This window comes from Thermoanaerobacterium sp. CMT5567-10, from assembly GCF_030534315.2.
GTDB lineage: Bacteria > Bacillota > Thermoanaerobacteria > Thermoanaerobacterales > Thermoanaerobacteraceae > Thermoanaerobacterium.
Genome location: NZ_CP130558.2, coordinates 2,890,569 through 2,911,232 on the forward strand (window position 1 = coordinate 2,890,569; position 20,664 = coordinate 2,911,232).

The following is a 20,664-nucleotide window of genomic DNA, read 5'->3' on the forward strand; positions in this document are numbered from 1 at the left end:
CAAAAAACCACCCGCTATGCGGGTGCGCGACAGAAGTTATACAAAAAATCACCTTTCCGTTATAATAGAGTTGTTCAAGCTACTATATATAACAAAAGGAAAGGTGATTTAATGGCTAATAAACGAGATGAAATGGCACGCACAAAATGGATGTGCAAATACCACGTTGTGTTCACTCCTAAGTATAGACGAAAAATAATATATAATCAATACAAAGAAAGTATAAGGGATATATTAAAAGAACTATGTAAATACAAAGGAGTAGAAATAATAGAAGGACATCTAATGCCGGATCATGTACACATGTTGGTGAGCATACCACCAAAAATTAGTGTGTCTAGCTTTATGGGATACTTGAAAGGGAAGAGTGCATTGATGATATTTGACAGACATGCAAATCTAAAGTATAAATTTGGCAATAGGCATTTTTGGGCGGAAGGATATTATGTAAGCACTGTAGGACTAAATGAGGCAACAATAAAAAAATACATCCAGGAACAAGAAAAGCGAGATATTATGTTGGACAAATTGAGTGTAAAAGAATATGAGAACCCCTTTAAGGGGTAGCCCGTAGTACATTTGTCCCTTTAGGGGCGGCAAAAGTGGCAAATGCATGGTGGCTTGAACAAAGTGAAAGCCAGCGCCTTTAGACGCTGGCTAGTAATAGAGGCTTATAGCCTCAGAGCAAACCACCCGTTTTACGGGTGGTCATGATTGCTATAGAGTTTTTGCTTCGTACAAAGTGATAAAGCCAAATATTATAAAAATGAACGCTGATATGTAATGTAAAAGTTTTGTTGGCAATTTCTTACCTAAATATACACCCAATATAATTCCAATGACGTCAGCCATAAAAATTCCTGCAGTAGCGCCTAATAGGACAAATATTGGACTTTTGTATGTAGCAGTAAGTGCCAATGTTGATAGTTGTGTTTTATCTCCAAATTCAGAAATAAAATATGTACTTATAATCGTGAAAGCTGGACCGTATTTAGATTTTCTGATTTTTTCGTGTTCCATGTGGCCATTTTTTAACGTCATTAAGCCAAAAATTAAAAAAGATATGGCAGCCAACAGCTTGACATATTTTATTGGTATGTACTCTGTTATAAATGAGCCAAACAAAACTGCAATACCCATATTTAAAAGGGCAGCAATCAATATGCTAATTAAGACAGTTCTGGCTTTAATGAATGTGGCAAATGCCATAGCCATAAACTGTGATTTATCACCCATTTCAGATGCAAAGACGAGAATAAAAGACGATATTAAAGCATTCATCCAATCTGCCTCCTTGTAATTAGTATGCCAAAAAAATAAAACCTATTACATAATATGTACAACATATTACATAAAGGTCTCATTCTTTAAGGCAAAGCCAGGTTAAAACCAGCATGTTGACTTTGCCACATATTTATATATGTGAACTACTCCCCTTTACATAGATAGATTATATAATATTTTTAGAAGACATCTACTCCATTATATAATAAGTCAAAAAATTATGTCAATGCATTTTGTTTCCTTTTCTAAATTTTTTCATATTTATTAATTTTATTATGCCTCCGTAAATGAGGGAAAGACCAATTATAGCCGGTATTATAAATGATATTATATTTAGCACATCTGTCTCATCGATTATGGCAATTATTATGGGTAATAATATTATCAAGCCAATAATTATTTGTATAAAAGGGTATTTGCCAACTCCCTTTATGGGCCCGGAAATCCGTCCTGTTCCTATATAATAGCCTGGGTTGTACTGGTTTTCTTCCCATTCTTTCAGATCATTTAATTGCTTCTCAAATTCATTTTTTTTATTCGACTCATTGCCTTCTTTCATAAATAACACCTCATTTAAACATTCTAACTTTAGAATTATTATACAACTTTAAATTATTAATTCAATATGAAGCCGGGGGACCAATGAATTTTATTTTTGTAGTCTACTATATCGTTAATTAGTCTTTTCCACAACGGATTGTTAATAGCATTCGAAGGAGTAAAATCAGCATTATTTTCTATCCCATATGTTGTTAATCCATTCACATCCTTTTTTACAATTTTTAATAGTTCATCATTTATGTCTTTCATCTTAGTAAACTTAGCCAATTGTTCTTTATTTAATTTAATAATATCGCCTTTGTTGTATGCATAAATGTCAAATGATTGAGGAGGTCTATTCAATATTCGACTTATGTACAATGAAAATTCCTCTGGAATGTAAGATATAATGTTACCCATAGGTATTTCTTCCATTGCATTATGTATATATATATCTACCAAATCAAAAATATCATTGCTCTGATTTAAAAATTCATTTCCCAGAATGTTAGCATTACCGACTGTAATTTGTTTATTATGTAGAGAATCATTTAATATTTGATCAGTTTTTAAGACTGATGATGCGAAACCAGAAGTATCTTCAAAAACTCTCCTTGAAAGGTAATTGTTTATATTTGCCGATTTTAAATATAATAGAAGATTAGAGATAGACGAAACCAATAATAATGCAATCAAGCCAATGAATATCAAAATCCATAAATTTTTATGTTTGATTGTCATAAATACTCCTTTCCAGACCATTTAGTCTAAAATTATTTTAATATTTATCCATACCAGTCATATGCTTAAAATAATAACTTCCATTAGCATTTACCTTGGTACGAGGTGCATTAAGCAAAAAGTCATTCAATCCAGCATTAAGTCCAGATTTTACTTTTGATATGACCATATTTGTTTCAGAAGTCACGTCAGATATTACTAAAAAAATTAAAATACATAACATTATAAATGCACTAATAACGATATATAGCTTACGAACATGCAATTTTTTTAATCTCCTTTCAAAAAAATTTTTTATCTCAATTGCTATAAACAAGTGTAAAATTGGTGGCAAATAAATCATATGATATAAAAATTTGTTAAAATATCTAGGACACATTAAATCTTAATAAACCGCTGTATGCCGAATGACAGATACAGCAGTTTAAAAGGATGCTTATCTTTTTAATGGATTAAACGCTTGTTAATTGCTTTAATATATTTATTTTTGGATATTTCTACTGCAATTGCGTCTTTTGTACTAACATTTAAAATAGAGTATAAATTAGTTCCAACTTTATAGTAATTGGAGAAAATTGTATTATTTATGTTTGTCTCGCCAGTTGAAAAGTATTTAATAGTACCAATTTTCTTGTCAATAGAAGTGACATCATCAGATGTACCAACATAAGTCTCACCATTTAAAATGATAATTTTAGAAAATGCCCAGCTTTTTTCTTCATGATTATTTGAGTTATTTTTTGAGCAACCTGCTGTAAAAGTCAAAGTAAATGTTAATATTGCCATTAATACAATTTTTACTATAAAATTTCTTCTCTTATTCATAATTATATTCTAACCTACTTTCGCTTTTTGTCTGTCTAATTTTCTTGCATAATTATAAAACATATTCTACAAAAATTTAGAAATTCCTCCTAAGTCTCATGAAAAAATTATTTACAAAAGGATGCTTTTGATGGTATAATATTATTAGATAAAAGTTCGATGTTCGAACTAATTTTTTTAAAGGCAATTGGTTCTGGCAGTGAACTAATTAGGGAGGTGATAAATTGACGCAGTATAGGAAGGGTACTAATTATCTTATCAAAAATATAAATACGGCAAATGTTTTAGATGTCATTAAAAAAATGCAGCCTATCTCCCGCATTAAAATCTCTAAAGTCCTTAATATGAGCAAATCTACTGTATCTGGAATAGTAGATGAATTAATAAAGGAGGGGCTTGTAAGTGAAGAAGGGTATGGCAATACTACATCAGCGGGTAGAAAGCCTATAGAGCTTACTTTTAATCCTAATGCAAAGTTTTCCATAGGTATTGATATAGAATCGACAAATACAATTGGAGTGCTTACAAATTTGGAAGGAAAAATAATAAAAAAGATAAAAAGGCCTACAGGAATAAAAGAAGAAGCTTTCCTAAACACAGTCAAAATCATTAAAGAGCTATTAGAATATCAAGATGATATTGCAGGAATAGGAGTTGGAGCTCCTGGTATAACAAATATAGAAAAAGGAACAGTGTACGCGCCGGGACTTTCATGGGTTGACTTTAATCTCCTTCCTAAGTTAAAAGAAGTGTTTGACTATGACATATTTATCGACAACAGCGTTAATTACGCAGCATTGGGTGAAAGATGGATCGGTTCATGCAAAGATGTCAACAATTTTGTACTCGTAACAATAGGAAACGGCATTGGTTCTGGAATATACATTAACGGGAAATTAGTAAGGGGTCATAAATACTCAGCAGGAGAAGTTGGTTATATGGCTATAGGTAGAGATATTTTAAACAAAAAGTATTTCTACGAAGATTATGGGTACTTTGAAAGCAAAGCATCACTTTTAGGTCTTGTCTCGTCGCTAAAAAATTTGTCAAATGGAAAATTTAATACGATGGAAGACTTTATTAATGGATATTTTGCAAAAGATGAAATTTGCCTTAGAGCTTTTAACGAATTTATAGAAAATTTGAGCATGGGTTTTGCTAATATCATCAGCATATTAAATCCAGAGCTTATAGTAATTGCAGGTGATGTGATAAATTGTGGCATTGATATAATAGAAAGCTTAAAGAGGCTTATTGAAAGAATAGTTCCTTTTGATGTAAAAATCATATATACAAAGTTAAACGAAGATGCCGCCGCAATAGGCGCATCTGCTGACGTTCTTCTTAAAACCAACTATTTAATTTTAATTTAAATGTGAAAGGATGAATTTTTATGAAGATAATGATAACAAATGACTATGATGAGATGAGCAAAGCTGCAGCAGAAATCATAAAAGAACAAATAAATAAAAAGGCAAACTCCGTATTAGGTCTTGCTACAGGTTCTACACCTCTTGGGACTTATAGGGAGTTAATTAAGATGTACAAGAATGGGGAGGTGGATTTTTCCTACGTCATAACATTTAATCTTGATGAATATGTGGGGTTACCTGATGACCATCCTCAAAGTTATCACTACTTCATGTATGAAAATTTGTTTAATCATATAAATATAAAAAAGGAAAATATTCATATCCCAAAGGGAGTTTCAGATGATTTTGATAGAGATTGCAGGTTGTACGACGAGGAGATAGAAAAGTTTGGAGAAATTGATCTTCAAATATTGGGTCTGGGTGTTAATGGGCACATAGGATTTAATGAGCCTGATGATTATATAAATACCAAAACTCATATAGTGGAATTGGCGGAAGAAACAATAAATGCTAATAAGAGATTTTTCAAAAGCATTGATGAAGTTCCTAGAAAGGCAGTTACAATGGGATTAGGCACGATAATGAAGGCAAAGAAAATTTTGCTTTTGGCATCTGGAAAAAACAAAGCAAAAGCTATAAAAGAGACTTTAAATGGCTATCTTACAACAGATGTTCCTTCAACTGTTTTATCATTGCATCCCGATGTCACAGTTGTGATAGATAGCGATGCCGCATCTTTAATAGATTTAGAGAAGGCAAAAGAAAATGTCGATATTATTTCAAAGCTATAAACGATCGTTTGTAGCTTTATTTGTTTTTAAAAATTCGATGTAGTATAATTAAGATAAACAACCCCTCTACAGGGGGATAAGGGGGATTTAAGTGTCTTTATTTGCAGCGTTTTTAGGTGGTATTGTTTCGTTCTTTTCACCATGTATTTTACCACTAATACCTGTTTACGTAACATATATTTTTGGTGGGAAAAAGAAAAATTTTTTCAATTTATTTTTATTTGTGTTAGGCTTTAGCATTGTTTTTGTTCTTATGGGAGCAACAGCCAGTCAATTAGGGAAATTTTTTGTTTCTTACAAAGTTCTTTTTAGGAAAGTAAGTGGAATAATAATATTATTATTTGGACTTTATATGATGGGCATCATAAAGCCAGCTTTTCTGAGTAGAGAAGTGAAACTTAATATTTCGAGTAAGAAGGAGGGATACTTTAGCAGTTTTATTTTCGGAATAGCATTTGCCTCTGGTTGGACACCGTGTGTCGGTCCTATACTTGCAACTATTCTTTTATATGCGGGTGAACAAAACACTGTGTATGTTGGGGTTCTTCTGCTGTTTGCTTACTCATTAGGAATTGGAATTCCATTTATAGTAACCGCGATACTAATTGATAGATTTAAAGCATTTTACAAAAAGATAAATTTTATTATGCCGTATATTGAAAAGATTGGTGGCTTATTTTTGACAATTTTCGGAATTTTAATGTATTTTAATCTTATTACAAGGTTTGAAAGTTTCATTAATGTATTGAGGTGATTTAAGTGAAGAAAGTAAAATCCAAAAAAACTAGGAATTCAAATAATAGAAATAAAAATATTATATTAACTGCTTCAATAATTTTAATCTTGATATTAGGAATATCAATTTATTTTTTGAACAATTATGTAGTATCAAGTCAAACCCAAAATCAAAATACGAATACCGCTATAAATAATGCTCAAGTAGGCGCTGAAAAAGGTGATTTAGCACCGGATTTTACGCTAAAAGATGTAAATGGAAAAACAGTTACTCTATCGAAGTTAAAAGGAAAAAAGGTTATATTAAATTTTTGGGCCACAACGTGTCCTTACTGTAAGATTGAAATGCCTGAATTAAACAAGTTTTATCAGAATAACAAAAATGATGTCGTCCTATTAGCGATAGACATAGGAGAAGAAAAATCTACAGTTGAAAATTATCTTGAAAGCAAAGGGTATGGTTTTACGATACTTCTAGACAGTGATGCAAAAGTTGCTATGGATTATAAAGTTCAATTTATACCTATGTCATTTTTCATTGATGAAAAGGGAATAATAAGATCTATAAGCAATGGTGCAATGACGTATGATGAGGTAGATGAATATTTTAAGACTATATCTCAATAATTATTGACAATTTGTTAAAAATGTGGTATATTTAATTTAGCAATAACCCATATACCGGGGGTATAGTATAAGGAGGGATAATGATGAAACCTATCAATGTAACAGATATGAACTTTGATACTGAAGTGTATAATTCTGACAAGCCAGTTTTGGTGGACTTTTGGGCGGCTTGGTGTGGACCGTGCAGAATGATGGCACCTGTATTGGAAGAATTTGCAGAGGATTATTCTGATAAGATAAAAGTTGTAAAGTTAAATGTTGACGAAAATCCTTTAATTGCATCACAATATAGGATAATGAGCATTCCTACACTAGGCGTTTTCCAAAACGGACAGTTAGTTGATAAAGTTATTGGATTTATGCCAAAAGAACAGCTTGAGTACAGACTTGCAAGATATATAGATGCTCAAGTATAATACCATGTTATGTAAGGATATCATATTTTAAATATGGTATCCTTATTTTCATATATTCTTCAAGATTATAAGTTATAATATATATGAGGTGTATTTATATGAAGATACTAGCAATAGATGACGAAGAAAAAATTTTGGATGTCATTAAAGCATATCTTGAGCGGGAAGGGTATTCTGTATTTACTGAGACAAATGGAGCAAATGCTATAAATGCTTTTAAAAGATTGACACCTGATTTAGTCATATTGGATTTGATGCTTCCAGGATTGTCAGGAGAAGAGATATGCAGCAAGATAAGAGCCGTATCGAAAGTGCCAATTCTCATGCTGACAGCTAAGGTAGGTGAAGATGATAAGGTATATGTATTCTCAATTGGTGCAGATGATTATCTTACAAAACCATTTAGCCCGAGGGAGTTGACAATGAGAGTTAAAGCCATATTGAGGCGAACAAAAGATGATATGGCTTTAAATGATATATTTTCATTTAATGATGGTGATCTCGTAATTGATACAAGATCTTATGAGGTTAAAAAAAGTGGTAAGATTGTCAACTTGACTCCAAATGAATACAAATTGCTTACAGTGATGGCACAAAATCCTAATAAGGTGTTTACGAGAGGAGAACTTATTGAGAAAGTTATGGGTTATGACTTTGAAGGCTTTGATAGGACAATCGATGCGCATATAAAAAACCTTCGCCAAAAAATAGAGGATGACCCCAAAAATCCTGTATATATAAAAACTGTGTATGGTGCAGGCTATAAATTTGGTGAAGAAAATGCTTAAAAACAATATTAGAACAAAAGCAGCTATATCATTTATTTCTATTGCTTTATTATCAATAGTTGTATTTAGTATCACAATAAACATTTTAATAATAAACAATTTTGGAATGTATATTAAACAGTCAGCAAACGCTGAGTTTGATAACATTGCTTCATCAATCGCTGAAACGTACAAGGAGACGGGTAGTTGGAATGAGACAAGCAGCAGAATGGCACATACTCTGATGATGAGTGGGTATGGCATTGTAGTTAGGGATTTGAAAGGCAATATAGTCATTAAGACGCCATCAATGCTTTCAATGATGGGTATGGCAAATAGCAGCAAAATGTCAACCCAAACCCTTCCAATAATTGTGAATGGCAAAAAGATCGCTTATGTTGACATAACGTATAGTGGTACAATGCCTATGAGCAAACTGGATTATAAGTTTTTGTACGATGTAAATAAGTATATCGCATTAATAACAATAGTGACTATTATATTGGTACTAATTATCAGTATATATATATCAAAATATCTTACAAAGCCTATTTTAAACATAGCCAAAGTAGCCAGTAAATTGGAAAATGGAGATTACGACGTTAGAGTAGAAGAAATACCAAAAGAGGAGGAATTGCTTGCTTTAACTGCTGCTATAAATCATCTTGGTGCATCGCTAAAAAATCAAGGAATGTTAAGAGCACAATTGACACAAAACATCGCTCATGAATTAAGGACACCTTTATCAACCCTTAGAAGCCATTTAGAAGCTATAATTGACGGGGTGTGGGAGCCATCTAAAGAAAGGATGGTTAGTCTTTACGAAGAAGTCGTAAGATTATCGAATCTTATAAATGATATTGAATTGTTAAACAAGATAGAAATTGATAATTTAAAAATTAATAAAGTAAGATTCAATTTATCGGACTTGGTTAAAAGTTTATTAATAAACTATGAAAGTATTTTCATCAATAAAAATCAGCATTTAGAGAAAAATATTGAAGATGGTATATCTATATTTGCTGATAAGGATAAAATATCTGAGGTAGTGATAAATTTGCTTGCAAATGCAAACAGATATACCGGTGAAGGTGGGAATATAAAAGTTAAGCTTTATAAAGAAGGAAAATATGCTGTGCTTTCAGTGTCAGATGATGGAATTGGAATACCAAAAGAAGATTTGCCATTTATATATGAGAGGTTTTACAGGAGCGAAAAGTCGAGAAACAGGGAGTATGGCGGCAGTGGTTTAGGACTTTCAATTACAAAAGCCATAATTAAAGCTCACAATGGTATGATAAATGCCGAAAGTATTTTAAATGAAGGAACAAAATTTACAGTGAAATTACCGCTTGATCAACAAACTTCATGAATTCTTCACAATTTTATAATATAATAAATTTAAAGGAGGATGGTAATATGATGTGGGGATTGATGAATGGCTGGGGCTACGGAGGAAGCATAATCTTTGGCCTCATATGGATGATAATTCAAGTAGTTATTGTAGTTGGTGCTATATATTTCATTGTATCACTTTTTCAAAATAAAAAGGGTGGTTACAGAAGTAATGATGCACTAGAAATTCTTAGAGAGAGATATGCTAGAGGAGAGATTAGCGAAGAAGAATATAAAGAACGCAAGAGAAATCTCGAAGAAAAATAAGCTGTAATACAAAAAAGAGCTCTACGATTGTAGGGCTCTTTATGCTGTTATATTCAATACCTGTAAGTCATTAACTACTTTTATATATTCAACATTTGGATCTTCTGTCCCCTGGATACTTAATTTTGCATTTTTCATTTCAATGACATATTCTATAATTTCTCTAGTTATTCTCTCGCCAGGGCATAATATAGGTATACCTGGAGGATATGCCATTAAAAACTCTGAGCTAATCTGCCCAATGCTTTCTTCCAGAGGCAAAGCTATATTAGAGCATTCAAAAGCATATCTAGGAGATAATACCATCTCCGGTATCTCAGGAATATCTAAAGCTTTTGACATTTCTACATTATTTTTGTAAAATGTTTCACTAATTTCTCTTAATGCTCTAATAAGATAGTCAACATTTTCTTTTGTATCTCCTATAGAAAATACACACAATACATTGTACATATCAGCTAATTCTGGCTGGATATAATATTTTTTTGCCAATATATTTTCTAGCTCGTGGCCTGTTATTCCTAGTCCTTTGGCTGTAATAGTAATCTTTGTAGGATCGAAATCATACGCTCCATCACGGCCTACAATTTCATTTCCAAAGCAGTATAAACCATTGATGTTGTTTATCTCTTTACGAGCATATTCAGCAAGCTCAATTGTCTTATCAAGCAATTCTTTTCCTTCTGTTACCATCTGCATTCTTGCAACATCAAGTGAAGCTAATAAAATATAAGAGGGACTTGTAGTCTGTAATAGGCTCATAACCTGTTTTACTCTATTTATATCAACTCTTTTAGACTTAACGTGCAACATTGAGCTTTGAGTCATAGAGCCTATAATTTTGTGTGTGCTTTGTGCGCAGATGTCAGCACCAGCTTCCATAGCTGAGATAGGAAGTTTCTCATTAAACTTCAGGTGTGGTCCGTGTGCCTCATCTACCATCAGTATAGCACCATAATCATGAACTATTTCAGCAATTTTTACAATATCTGCAGAAACACCATAGTAAGTCGGATTTATAATTAAAACAGCCTTTGCATCAGGATTGTTTCTTAATGTTTCCTCCACAGTTTCAGGAGTCACATTAAGAGCAACGCCTACATTTTTATCAACTTCAGGTTGCATATAAACTGGTACAGCACCACTTAAGATAATACCTGATGTAACAGATTTGTGAATATTCCTTGGAACTATAATTTTTTCATTTTCTCCCATAACGCTTAAAATCATAGCCTGAATAGCTCCCGATGTCCCATGTATGCAGAAAAACGTGGCGTCAGCGCCAAAAGCATCGGCAGCTAATTCCTGTGCTTTCTTTATGGGACCGGTAGGCTTGTGAAGGCTGTCAACTTGTTCAAATACAGTAACATCCATCGATAATACATTTTTTCCTACAAAATCTAAAAACTTCTTAGCCATTCCATTGCCTTTTTTATGACCTGGGACATGAAATGGTATGGTGTTGTTGTTGACGTACTCCATCAATGCATCAAATAATGGAGTCTCAAAATGATTTAGCCTTTCCAACTTAATAAACACCCTCTTTCATAAGTTTGGCTCCCAGAATAAAAGCCTGAACCTCGTTGCAATTGGTTCGGGCCTTTGCAGAGCGAAAATACTTTATTATGTTTTCAATTTATTATAAGATATATTTTTTTAGATTTCAATATAAAATTTTTCTTTTTTTTAAGATTTTTGTTATATAATATGCAGCAGTATTAAAAAAGTTATACCATTAATTATGTAAACAAAATCAAAAAATTATTCTATAATGTTCGTTTTTCTAATATGAAAAAGCTGTTGATTTAAGAAATATTATATATTATAATAATACAAAGTTCGTAATTTTAGTAAATATCGGGGGAGATTGTTTGTGAGTGAGGTAAAAAGAATTTTTGTTGAGAAAAAACCGTCTTTTAACATTGAAGCGCAGAAACTATTTTATGATTTAAAGAATAATCTAAATATTAAAGGCTTAAAAAATGTACGAGTTTTAAACAGATATGATGTTTCTCATTTGTCTGAAGATGTTTTTTTACAGGCAGTTAAAACTGTCTTTTCAGAACCTAATCTTGATGACATCTATATTGAAAATATTGTTTTTGACAAAAATGACAAAGTTTTTGCTGTTGAATATTTACCTGGCCAGTACGATCAGAGAGCTGACTCTGCTGAGCAATGTATTCAAATACTTACAAATGGTCTGAAACCAACTGTATCGACTGCAAAAGTGATAGTCTTAAGCGGTGACATAACGGAAGATGAATTTATAAAAATAAAGAATTACTGCATAAATACAGTTGATTCACGGGAAGCTTCGCTTTTAAAACCAGAAAATCTCGACATAGAGATTGAATATCCAGAAGAAGTTGAGATACTGGAAGGTTTCATTGAGTTTGATGACGTAAAGTTGAAAAATACTTATGATAAGCTTGGACTTGCCATGAGCTTAGAAGACTTTAAATTCTGCCATTCGTATTTTAAAGATGTAGAGAAGAGAAACCCAACAATAACGGAGATAAGAGTTATTGATACCTATTGGTCTGATCACTGTCGCCATACTACATTTCTTACAAAAATCAATGATGTCAAAATTTCTGATGGAAAATACAATAAGCCTATTTTAAAAGCATATGAAGAATACAAAAACTCAAGAGATTTTGTGTACGGTGAAAACAAAAAATCGCTGTGCCTTATGGATATTGCGACGATTGGCATGAAAGAGCTAAAGAAAAAAGGCCTTCTAGATGATTTAGATGAATCTGATGAAAATAACGCATGTAGCATTATCGTTGATGCAGATGTAAATGGCAAAAAAGAAAAATGGCTTATAATGTTTAAAAACGAAACACATAACCATCCGACAGAAATAGAGCCATACGGAGGTGCAGCAACTTGTCTTGGAGGAGCAATAAGAGATCCTTTATCTGGACGAGCTTATGTATATCAGGCGATGCGAGTGACAGGTTCGGGAGATCCTAGAACGCCAATCGAAGAAACTTTAAAAGGAAAGCTTCCTCAGAGGAAAATAACTGTAGAAGCGGCACATGGATACAGTTCATACGGAAATCAAATAGGACTTTCCACAGGCCAAGTTACTGAAATATATGATGAAGGCTATGTTGCAAAAAGAATGGAAATCGGTGCTGTAATAGGTGCCGTGCCTCAAAAGCATGTTTATAGAGATAAACCTTCTTGTGGTGATGTGGTTATTCTTTTAGGTGGCAGAACAGGAAGAGACGGCTGTGGTGGTGCTACAGGATCTTCAAAAGAGCATACACAGGAATCTATATACACATGTGGTGCAGAGGTTCAAAAAGGCAATCCTATAACAGAGAGGAAAATACAGAGGCTTTTTAGAAATCCGCAAGTTATAAAAATGATAAAGAAGTGCAATGATTTTGGAGCTGGTGGTGTTTCTGTTGCGATAGGAGAGTTAAGTGATGGACTTGAAATAAACCTTGATGCAATTCCTAAAAAGTATGAAGGCCTAGACGGCACGGAACTTGCTATTTCGGAATCGCAAGAAAGAATGGCAGTATTAGTCGATTCTAAAGATGCTGACAGATTTATTGAACTTGCAAGGACAGAAAACTTAGAAGCTACAAAAGTTGCTATTGTGACAAGTGACATGAGGATCAAGATGACATGGAGAGGGAAAACTATTGTAGATATTAGCAGGGAGTTTTTGAATACAAATGGTGTTACTCAAGTAACAAACGTTGCAGTAGATAAGATAAACGATGAAAGTTATTTTGACAATATATATAAGAGATTGTCAGGGAAAGACACAAAAGAATTATGGCTCCAAAATCTTGAGGATTTGAATGTTTGCAGTCAAAAGGGGCTTGCAGAAAGGTTTGATTCAACAATTGGTGCTTCAACTGTTTTAATGCCGTTTGGCGGAGCGTATCAGATGACGCCTGAAGAAGGTATGGTGGCTAAAATACCTGTATTAGAGGGTGACACCAGCACATCTACAATGATGACATTTGGATATAATCCTAAATTATCAAAATGGAGTCCGTTTCATGGTGCAGTGTATGCAATTATTGAGGCAGTTTCTAAAATAGTTGGAATGGGTGGCGATTATAAAAAGATTAGACTTACACTGCAGGAATATTTTGAGAAATTGGGTATGGATTCTAAAAAATGGGGCAAACCATTTAGTTCGCTATTGGGTGCGCTGTATACTCAAAAAGCTTTGAATATACCGGCTATAGGTGGAAAGGATAGCATGTCGGGAACATTTATGGATATGAATGTTCCTCCAACACTGGTGGCGTTTGCTGTGGCTGTAGCTGATGCCAACAAAGTAATATCTTCAGAATTTAAAAAGAGCGGTGATAAAGTAATACTCATCAAAGCAAAGAGAGATGAGTATGATTTGCCTGATTTTGATGTTCTAAAACGAAATTTTGAAAAAATTAATGAGTTAATTGATAAAAATTTGATATATGCCTCATCTTCTATTAAATACGGTGGTCTTGCAGAGTGTATAACAAAAATGGCCTTTGGCAACATGATTGGTTTTAAATTTCAAGCAGAGATGAATGATGAAGAACTGTTTACATCTGATTACGGTTCAATTGTGATAGAAGTTGATGGTGATTTTGATGTAAGTAAATATTTAAAAGGCATCGAGTATAAAATTTTGGGAGAGACTGTGATTGATCCGGCCATATACATTGATGATTTTAAAATCAGCTTAAATGAAGCAATAGACCATTGGGAAAGACCGCTTAAAAATATATTTCCTTCTGTTGTAAAAGACAGCAGAAGAAGTCTGTTGGAGATAAAATATGATAAAAAAATTTCATACAAACCATCTGCAAAATTTGCGAAGCCAAGAGTTTTCATACCGGTTTTTCCAGGGACAAATTGTGAATATGATAGCAAAAAGGCTTTTGAAAAAGCAGGTGCGTCTGTCGAAACATATGTTTTTAAGAATCTAACAGCAGACGACATTAAGGAATCTATTGATGAACTTACAAAATCCATAAAAAATTCTCAGATAATTATGCTTCCTGGTGGGTTTAGTGCCGGAGATGAGCCTGATGGTTCTGGAAAGTTTATAGCTACTGTCTTTAGAAATCCTAAGATAAAAGATGCAGTTATGGATCTTTTGAAAAACCGCGACGGTTTAATGTTAGGAATATGCAACGGATTTCAGGCACTGATAAAGTTAGGGTTGCTGCCTTACGGCGAAATACGTGATATTAATGAAAATGATCCGACGCTGACATTTAATACAATTGGAAAGCACGTATCATGTTATGTCAGGACGAAAATTACGTCAGTTCTTTCACCATGGTTTAATAATGTTAAATGCGGTGATATTCATTTGGTTGCAGTATCACATGGTGAAGGAAGGTTTATAGCTAATGATGATGTTTTAAACACATTAAAGCAAAATGGACAGATTGCGACACAATACGTTGATATAAATGGAAATCCAACAATGGAAATGCCGTACAATCCCAATGGTTCTTACTGGGCTATTGAAGGTATTACTAGTCCTGATGGTAGGATACTGGGGAAAATGGGCCATTCTGAAAGGATTGGCACAAATGTAGCTAAAAATATTGAAGGAAATAAGGAGCAAAAAATATTTGAAGCAGGCGTTGAATATTTTAAGTGAGACATAAAAAAGGTTACAAAATGTAACCTTTTTTACTTATGGGCTTTAGCCTGTTGAGCTCGCAAAGCGAGCGAAACAAAAAACCACCCGCTATGCGGGTGCGCGACAGAAGTTATACAAAAAATCACCTTTCCGTTATAATAGAGTTGTTCAAGCTACTATATATAACAAAAGGAAAGGTGATTTAATGGCTAATAAACGAGATGAAATGGCACGCACAAAATGGATGTGCAAATACCACATTGTGTTCACTCCTAAGTATAGACGAAAAATAATATATAATCAATACAAAGAAAGTATAAGGGATATATTAAAAGAACTATGTAAATACAAAGGAGTGGAAATAATAGAAGGACATCTAATGTCGGATCATGTACACATGTTAGTGAGTATACCACCAAAAATTAGTGTATCTAGTTTTATGGGATACTTAAAAGGGAAGAGTGCATTGATGATATTTGACAGGCATGCAAATCTAAAGTATAAATTTGGCAATAGACATTTTTGGGCGGAAGGATATTATGTAAGCACTGTAGGACTAAATGAGGCAACAATAAAGAAATACATTCAGGAACAAGAAAAGCGAGATATTATGTTGGACAAATTAAGTGTAAAAGAATATGAGGACCCCTTTAAGGGGTAGCCCGTAGTACATTTGTCCCTTTAGGGACGAGCAAAAGTGACAAATGCATGGTGGCTTGAACAAAGTGAAAGCCAGCGCCTTTAGACGCTGGCTAGTAATAGAGGCTTATAGCCTCAGAGCAAACCACCCGTTTTACGGGTGGTTATGATTTGTACGCCCGGCATGGGCGGTAGCTAGGCGGTGAAAGTCCGCTGTGGACGAGGTCACGGGAACCACTAGCCAAAAGCAAGGGTGTCCATCGTGAGGTGGAATCTGAAGGAAGCACAAGGCAAAATCTCGGTCTGATGAACAAAAACCTCCATACATTCTCTGATAACAGTTATGGATTCAGCAGACCTAGACGCAGTGCAAAAGACGCAGTAATAGCCGCAGAAGTATATATAAACGAAGGATGCACATGGGTAGTAGATATAGACTTAGAAAAGTTCTTTGACAGAGTAAACCACGACATACTAATGTCCAAATTAGAAAAGCGGATAGGAGACAAAAGAGTACTGAAGCTGATATGAAGATACTTAGAATCAGGAGTAATGATAAATGGAATCAAAGTAGCAACAGAAGAAGGGACACCACAAGGAGGGCCATTAAGTCCGCTATTAGCAAACATAATGTTAGATGAACTAGACAAAGAACTAGAAAGAAGAGGGCATAAATTCTGTCGATATGCAGATGATTGCAACATATACGTAAAAAGCAGGTCGGCAGGAAACAGAGTAATGAAAAGCATAAAGAAATTCATAGAAACCAAATTAAAACTAAAAGTCAATGAAGCAAAAAGTGCTGTAGATAGACCATGGAAAAGAAAATTCTTAGGATTTTCGTTTTATACAAAAGAAAACGAAGTAAGAATAAGAATTCATAAAAAATCCATCAAAAGGTTTAAGGAAAAAGTAAGAGAAATAACCAATCGAAACAAGGGAATAAGCATGGAATACAGAATATATAGACTGAATCAGATAACGACAGGATGGGTTAACTACTTTGGATTAGCAGATGCGAAAGGAATAATGAAAGCCCTTGACGAATGGATAAGGCGTAGACTAAGAGCATGTATATGGAAGCAATGGAAGAAGATAAAAACAAAGTACGACAATCTGATAAAATTAGGAGTAGAAAAGCAGAAAGCTTGGGAATACGTCAATACGAGGAAAGGCTACTGGAGAATATCCAATAGCCCAATACTCAATATGACTCTTACAAATAAATACTTTGAAGGCATAGGTTACAAGAGTTTATCAAAGAGATATCTAATTGTATATTAAATCTTAATGAACCGCCGTATACCGAACGGTACGTACGGTGGTGTGAGAGGACGCTGAATAAAATAATTATTCAGCTCCTACTCGATTACATGAAAATTTGCTGCAAAACTAGGGATTTCCAGTAAAAAACGGAAAATACCTTTAGCTGCTCTTAGCTAAATTATATAAATCAACGTGTTTATCACTTTAAAAATTTTTAAATGCGAAATTTCTGAAGATTTTCGATTTTTATTGACAATTTTAAAACAATATAGTAAAATGTAATTAAATAGCGTTATTGGATGTTATTTGAAGTTAAATGTTTGGACATAAAAATTTAATAAAACTTACAAGTATATGCAATAAATTATGAAAGGATGCGAAAGATGATGAAAAGATTGTGATAATAATGTCAATTATAGCGCTTTTTACTTTGGCATTATCGATTCCTGTTCAAGCTAGAGAGTTAGAAAATGGAAATGAGAAAAATTCACTTAATTCATCTTTACTAATAAAATCTCCAATGAGGATTGATGAAAAAGTTTATGGATATTTAAAAACAGTTAAGGAAAACTATGAAGAAAAAATTTTGGAATCGAAAGCAGTTCAGCCTTTCGCGGCAGCTCCGCCATTAACATATTTACAGATATATGCTGCAATTTCTTCTCAACATCCAACATATGAATATTTTTCGGAAAATCAACATTCTTCCGTTGAAGATCATGGAGGAGATGAGATGTATATAGTAACAATTGAAATAGGATAGGGATATCTGCGCTTTGCAAAAATTAATGAAAATCTTTTGAATTCCGTTCAATCGCAACCAATTGATTTAGATAACGATTCAGTTATAGATGGTTGGTTTTATTGGTGGGATGCCAGTGGCTATGATAGTGGTGATTTTACTTACCAGAATACTTCTTCAAACTATCCATGGAATACAATGTCCGATTCCATACATATAAAATAAAACGGTTAATAATTTATTTAGGGAAGTGATAAGGTTGAAATTAAAAGTACAAATTGCAATAAGAATAAAATGGCATAGCAAACAAGCCATCTTTTGATGACTTTTTAAAAATTAAATATCGAAGTAAGTGTTAATGCTAAATAGCTGGCTTTATTTTATAGCCTTGAAGTTGAGCTAATAGTATAGCTTGCTCAACCGTAATCTCGCGTTTTGCGGGAAAAGCATCAGATTTTTTATATAATTCAGCATTATATGGTTCTTTCTTCTTCAACATGTTGTATAATGCTGTAAGAAGCAATCTTGCAATAGCAATGATTGCTTTCTTGTGGCCGCGACGCTTTTTGATGCGCAAATAGCGGTTACGAATTTCAGGATGTTTCTCGCTTTTAACTACAGAGTTAGCACACTGCACAAGAAGCGGCTTAATGTAACATCCTGCTTTGGAAACCCGGACAGATTTTTTCTTGCCTGCACTCTCATTGTTAGTTGGAGTGAGTCCAGCCCATGAGCATAAGTGTTTCGCTGAAGGAAAAGCCTCCATATTTACGCCGATTTCAGATATTACAGTAATAGCCGAGAAAATATTTTTAAACGATGGAGCGGTTAGAATTATGTCTAGTTCTTGTTGATAAGGCGCAGCGAGCGCAAGAATTAGTTTTTCTAACTCTGCTTTCCGGGATTCCAAATCTTCAAAATGTCCTTTGATGATCTTTAATTTTCCAGCTTGTTCAGGTGTAATATAACCATCAACAGCGAGTTCCAGCTCAGGGAGTTTTTTTAGCATAGAACCATGAATTAAAGATCCAATATCAAAGGAAGTATCAAGAGGATTTTCTAGAAGCTTATCAATTATCTTTTGAGAACTTTTACCGAAAGTATCTGAAACAATGTTTCCTAACTGTATGTTAGAAACCGTGAGACAATTTTGGAGTCTGTTCTTTTCGCTAGACATAAAGCAAATAAGCTTAAAGCGATAGCGCATTAAGTCACGAAGTTGTCTAATATCAGCGGGAGGCATAAAGCTAGCGGCAACAAGATCATGCTTAAACAGGTCAGCAATCCATTTTGCATCTTTCTTGTCAGTTTTTTTACCACGAATAGCCTTAACATATTTAGGATGTGCAAGTATGATGTTGCAGGAGCTTTCTAATATATTAAACACAGGAATCCAGTATTTCCCGGTAGATTCCATGCAAACATCCTTGCAGTTATTGTCCAAAAGCCATTGTAACAGCTCTCTTAAACCCTTCGTGTAGGTAGAAAAGCGATGGCTTTTATAGGTGGTAATTCCATTAGAATTAGTGGAAGCAATACATGCAACCACAAAGGTTTTGTGTACATCAATTCCACAACAGATTTTATACACGATTTTTAAAACCATAGGGAACTCCTTTCTAAACCGATAGGTTCTAAAAATTAAAGGGATAGACAGCATTGACTGATTGTCTAGCATTAAACGAGAATGTTTAAACAAAGATAAGGTTACGTGCTCAGTAGCACACTTATTTGTGCTTGGAAAGACAATCTACACATATAAAAATGCGGTCACTACGTAAGTGTAGCAAACCACTCACCTCCCCGTGATTTGTAGTTTACTGGTATCCCTATGACATAATTATAGAACAAAATTAGCTCGAAGTGGCACATTTCATTACGTTTTGTGCCTTGAGCGAAGCGAAAGGAATGATTATAAAAATGATGATAATGCCTTTATGTTATCAACAGCAGATTCTATATGATGGTGAAATTACTAAACATGATAAAAGACAAGAAATTTCTAATACGTTTGTGATAAAAAATAATGATAAAGCAAATAATTCTTCAGATATCTGGAAGGAGTTATCAGGTAAATATAACATTAGAAATGCTTCTTTTAGTGATATTAAAAATATTTCTTATGAGTTGTATAAAGCAGGACAGATTTCCCTATTGGATCACGGAATTTTGACTTTTGACCCAAATGAATCTACTCAAAAAATAAAACCAAATATTTTCCTGACGCAGTCCGATAGTAATGGTAGAATTGATTGGATTGCTGAATATGAAGCAAGAGTAAATAGAGATTTAAAAATAGGAAATATAACTGGTTATTTAAATAATAAACGCATACTGAATATTTTAAAACGGCTTATATGAAGACTATCTTATTGTTAATTAAAATTGAAGCAGCAAAGGTTCTAGTCCTTTGCTGCTTTTTGCATATTTTTCTTTAGTTTCCAGTAAAAAACGGAAAATCAGATATTTCTAGCGGCTCTTCGTTAAATTGTATAAATCAACGTGTTTATCATTCTGAAAATTTTTAAATGCGAAATCTCTGTTAACTAAATTGATAATTTTCATAAGAAAAAACTTTAAAATATATTATTTGCGGTATAATATATACTTGAAAGGTAATTATAGCCAATATG

At 33.4% G+C, this 20,664-nt stretch carries 19 protein-coding genes and 2 pseudogenes; 14 read left to right on the forward strand and 7 right to left on the reverse strand.

Annotation, left to right across the window (positions count from 1 at the left end):
• Positions 1 to 111: 111 nt before the first annotated feature.
• Positions 112 to 567 carry an IS200/IS605 family transposase gene (gene tnpA / locus Q2T46_RS14760; RefSeq protein WP_303264874.1) on the forward strand — a complete coding sequence of 152 codons (456 nt, stop codon included), beginning with the start codon at positions 112 to 114 and terminating at the stop codon, positions 565 to 567.
• Between the two features lie 150 nt (positions 568 to 717).
• Here tnpA (Q2T46_RS14760) and Q2T46_RS14765 read toward each other — a convergent pair whose 3' ends face one another.
• The 5 genes from Q2T46_RS14765 to Q2T46_RS14785 all read right to left on the reverse strand — a co-directional run bounded on the left by Q2T46_RS14765 (position 718) and on the right by Q2T46_RS14785 (position 3,390).
• Positions 718 to 1,281 carry a TMEM165/GDT1 family protein gene (locus Q2T46_RS14765; protein ID WP_303264873.1) on the reverse strand — a complete coding sequence of 188 codons (564 nt, stop codon included), beginning with the start codon at positions 1,279 to 1,281 and terminating at the stop codon, positions 718 to 720.
• Between the two features lie 226 nt (positions 1,282 to 1,507).
• Positions 1,508 to 1,843 (reverse strand): hypothetical protein, encoded by a 336-nt coding sequence (locus Q2T46_RS14770; protein ID WP_303264872.1) that lies wholly within the window; start codon positions 1,841 to 1,843, stop codon positions 1,508 to 1,510.
• 56 nt (positions 1,844 to 1,899) lie between these two features.
• Complete coding sequence (locus Q2T46_RS14775; protein WP_303264871.1) at positions 1,900 to 2,565, reverse strand: hypothetical protein; 666 nt, start codon at positions 2,563 to 2,565, stop codon at positions 1,900 to 1,902.
• A gap of 37 nt (positions 2,566 to 2,602) precedes the next feature.
• Positions 2,603 to 2,788 (reverse strand): hypothetical protein, encoded by a 186-nt coding sequence (locus Q2T46_RS14780; protein ID WP_311062279.1) that lies wholly within the window; start codon positions 2,786 to 2,788, stop codon positions 2,603 to 2,605.
• A gap of 221 nt (positions 2,789 to 3,009) precedes the next feature.
• Complete coding sequence (locus Q2T46_RS14785) at positions 3,010 to 3,390, reverse strand: hypothetical protein (RefSeq protein ID WP_303264869.1); 381 nt, start codon at positions 3,388 to 3,390, stop codon at positions 3,010 to 3,012.
• 224 nt (positions 3,391 to 3,614) lie between these two features.
• Between Q2T46_RS14785 and Q2T46_RS14790 the strand changes: the two genes are divergently transcribed.
• From Q2T46_RS14790 to Q2T46_RS14825, 8 genes are all read left to right on the forward strand, one after another.
• The gene (locus tag Q2T46_RS14790; RefSeq protein ID WP_303264868.1) at positions 3,615 to 4,763 is read left to right on the forward strand and encodes an ROK family transcriptional regulator; all 1,149 of its coding nucleotides are present in this window, start codon (positions 3,615 to 3,617) and stop codon (positions 4,761 to 4,763) included.
• A gap of 20 nt (positions 4,764 to 4,783) precedes the next feature.
• Positions 4,784 to 5,554: a glucosamine-6-phosphate deaminase gene (nagB, locus tag Q2T46_RS14795; RefSeq protein ID WP_303264867.1), complete on the forward strand. Its 771-nt coding sequence runs from the start codon at positions 4,784 to 4,786 to the stop codon at positions 5,552 to 5,554.
• Between the two features lie 91 nt (positions 5,555 to 5,645).
• Positions 5,646 to 6,308, forward strand: a complete 663-nt coding sequence (locus Q2T46_RS14800; protein WP_303264866.1) for a cytochrome c biogenesis CcdA family protein — start codon at positions 5,646 to 5,648, stop codon at positions 6,306 to 6,308.
• Positions 6,309 to 6,313: 5 nt separating this feature from the next.
• Positions 6,314 to 6,916: a peroxiredoxin gene (locus Q2T46_RS14805; RefSeq protein WP_303264865.1), complete on the forward strand. Its 603-nt coding sequence runs from the start codon at positions 6,314 to 6,316 to the stop codon at positions 6,914 to 6,916.
• A gap of 83 nt (positions 6,917 to 6,999) precedes the next feature.
• A complete protein-coding gene (gene trxA, locus Q2T46_RS14810) occupies positions 7,000 to 7,332 on the forward strand; it encodes a thioredoxin (protein ID WP_303265740.1) in 333 nt (110 codons plus the stop codon).
• Between the two features lie 98 nt (positions 7,333 to 7,430).
• Positions 7,431 to 8,120, forward strand: a complete 690-nt coding sequence (locus Q2T46_RS14815) for a response regulator transcription factor (protein ID WP_303264864.1) — start codon at positions 7,431 to 7,433, stop codon at positions 8,118 to 8,120.
• Entirely contained in the window at positions 8,083 to 9,471 is a 1,389-nt protein-coding gene (locus Q2T46_RS14820; RefSeq protein WP_303264863.1) for a cell wall metabolism sensor histidine kinase WalK, read from the forward strand. The genes Q2T46_RS14815 and Q2T46_RS14820 overlap by 38 nt, the downstream gene beginning before the upstream one ends.
• 47 nt (positions 9,472 to 9,518) lie before the next feature.
• Positions 9,519 to 9,761, forward strand: a complete 243-nt coding sequence (locus tag Q2T46_RS14825) for an SHOCT domain-containing protein (protein WP_303264862.1) — start codon at positions 9,519 to 9,521, stop codon at positions 9,759 to 9,761.
• A gap of 39 nt (positions 9,762 to 9,800) precedes the next feature.
• On the opposite strand, the gene Q2T46_RS14830 is transcribed toward Q2T46_RS14825, so the two are convergent.
• Entirely contained in the window at positions 9,801 to 11,288 is a 1,488-nt protein-coding gene (locus Q2T46_RS14830; protein WP_303264861.1) for an aminotransferase class I/II-fold pyridoxal phosphate-dependent enzyme, read from the reverse strand.
• 346 nt (positions 11,289 to 11,634) lie between these two features.
• Here Q2T46_RS14830 and Q2T46_RS14835 point away from each other — a divergent pair, with 346 nt between their 5' ends.
• The 4 genes and pseudogenes from Q2T46_RS14835 to Q2T46_RS14850 all read left to right on the forward strand — a co-directional run bounded on the left by Q2T46_RS14835 (position 11,635) and on the right by Q2T46_RS14850 (position 18,256).
• Positions 11,635 to 15,402 carry a phosphoribosylformylglycinamidine synthase gene (locus tag Q2T46_RS14835; RefSeq protein WP_303264860.1) on the forward strand — a complete coding sequence of 1,256 codons (3,768 nt, stop codon included), beginning with the start codon at positions 11,635 to 11,637 and terminating at the stop codon, positions 15,400 to 15,402.
• Positions 15,403 to 15,589: 187 nt separating this feature from the next.
• Positions 15,590 to 16,045, forward strand: coding sequence for an IS200/IS605 family transposase (gene tnpA, locus Q2T46_RS14840; protein ID WP_303264859.1), 456 nt, complete (start codon positions 15,590 to 15,592; stop codon positions 16,043 to 16,045).
• A 299-nt stretch (positions 16,046 to 16,344) separates the two neighbouring features.
• Positions 16,345 to 17,307 (forward strand): annotated as a pseudogene (gene ltrA, locus Q2T46_RS14845) (group II intron reverse transcriptase/maturase); the annotation flags it as partial.
• Between the two features lie 502 nt (positions 17,308 to 17,809).
• Positions 17,810 to 18,256: pseudogene (locus tag Q2T46_RS14850) on the forward strand (DUF4879 domain-containing protein).
• Between the two features lie 136 nt (positions 18,257 to 18,392).
• On the opposite strand, the gene Q2T46_RS14855 reads toward Q2T46_RS14850, so the two are convergent.
• Positions 18,393 to 19,637 (reverse strand): IS110 family transposase, encoded by a 1,245-nt coding sequence (locus Q2T46_RS14855; RefSeq protein ID WP_303264858.1) that lies wholly within the window; start codon positions 19,635 to 19,637, stop codon positions 18,393 to 18,395.
• A gap of 284 nt (positions 19,638 to 19,921) precedes the next feature.
• Here Q2T46_RS14855 and Q2T46_RS14860 point away from each other — a divergent pair, with 284 nt between their 5' ends.
• Positions 19,922 to 20,392 (forward strand): hypothetical protein, encoded by a 471-nt coding sequence (locus Q2T46_RS14860; RefSeq protein WP_311062280.1) that lies wholly within the window; start codon positions 19,922 to 19,924, stop codon positions 20,390 to 20,392.
• Positions 20,393 to 20,664: the final 272 nt, after the last annotated feature.